Source organism: Aedoeadaptatus nemausensis, from assembly GCF_903819165.1.
Classification (GTDB): domain Bacteria; phylum Bacillota; class Clostridia; order Tissierellales; family Peptoniphilaceae; genus Aedoeadaptatus; species Aedoeadaptatus nemausensis.
Map to the genome: position 1 here is coordinate 2,983 of NZ_CAIJCS010000004.1, position 1,489 is coordinate 4,471.

Annotated in this window: 1 rRNA gene and 1 other annotated feature (1 of these 2 cut by a window edge); the gene reads left to right on the forward strand. The window is 52.2% G+C overall.

Going from position 1 to position 1,489, the window contains the following annotated elements:
• Positions 1-1,345, forward strand: a sequence feature (most likely nonfunctional fraction of RNA operon); it begins 2,879 nt to the left of the window's first position.
• Positions 1,346-1,374: 29 nt separating this feature from the next.
• Positions 1,375-1,489, forward strand: a 5S ribosomal RNA gene (gene rrf, locus PEPTYR26121_RS00020); the annotation flags it as partial.

A 1,489-nucleotide genomic window follows, 5' to 3' on the forward strand; every position in this document is an offset into this window, starting at 1 on the left:
AGTGTGATGCGTATCGAAAACAAGTAGAGAAGGAGCTGACTCCATACTGCCAAGAAAAGCCACTATTCGCGTTTTGTCGCCCGTACCGTAAACCGACACAGGTAGGTGAGGAGAGAATCCTAAGACGAGCGGAAAAACCTTTGTTAAGGAACTCGGCAAAATGACCCCGTAACTTCGGGAGAAGGGGAGCCCCCTAAGGGGGGCCGCAGTGAAAAGGCCCAAGCGACTGTTTACCAAAAACACAAGTCTCTGCGAAGTCGAAAGACGAAGTATAGGGGCTGACACCTGCCCGGTGCTGGAAGGTTAATGGAACGAGTTAGCGCAAGCGAAGCTCAGAACTGAAGCCCCAGTAAACGGCGGCCGTAACTATAACGGTCCTAAGGTAGCGAAATTCCTTGTCGGGTAAGTTCCGACCCGCACGAAAGGTGTAACGATTTGGGCACTGTCTCAACAAAGGATCCGGTGAAATTGTAGTAGCGGTAAAGATGCCGCTTACCCACGACAGGACGGAAAGACCCCATGGAGCTTTACTGTAGGCTGATATTGGATTTTGGAATGGACTGTACAGGATAGGTGGGAGACTTGGAACGGAGCACGCCAGTGTTTCGGGAGTCGCCCTTGGGATACCACTCTATTCATTCTGAAATTCTAACCTACTTCCGTGAATCCGGAAGAGGGACACTGTCAGTCGGGCAGTTTGACTGGGGCGGTCGCCTCCCAAACAGTAACGGAGGCGTTCAAAGGTTTCCTCAGCACGGTCGGAAATCGTGCGTAGAGTGCAAAGGCAAAAGGAAGCTTAACTGCGAGAGCGACAACTCGAGCAGATGCGAAAGCAGGACTTAGTGATCCGGTGGTACCGAGTGGAAGGGCCATCGCTCAACGGATAAAAGCTACCCTGGGGATAACAGGCTTATCTCCCCCAAGAGTCCACATCGACGGGGAGGTTTGGCACCTCGATGTCGGCTCGTCTCATCCTGGGGCTGAAGCATGTCCCAAGGGTTGGGCTGTTCGCCCATTAAAGAGGCACGCGAGCTGGGTTCAGAACGTCGTGAGACAGTTCGGTCCCTATCCGTCGTGGGCGTAGGAAATTTGAGAGGGTCTGTCCTTAGTACGAGAGGACCGGGATGGACAAACCGCTGGTGTATCAGTTGTCATGCCAATGGCACGGCTGAGTAGCTAAGTTTGGACGGGATAAGCGCTGAAAGCATCTAAGCACGAAGCCCCCCTCGAGATGAGATTTCCCTCATATGATAAGACCCCTTGTAGCCCACAAGGTTGATAGGTCTCAGGTGGAAGTGCAGCAATGTATGTAGCTAAGAGATACTAATCGGTCGAAGACTTGACCAAGATAGATTGTATATGCAGAATGGTTCGTCCGGTGACGATAGCAAGAGGGACACACCTGTACCCATGCCGAACACAGAAGTTAAGCCTCTTAACGCCGATGGTACTTGGTTGGTAACGACCTGGGAGAGTAGGAAATTGCCGG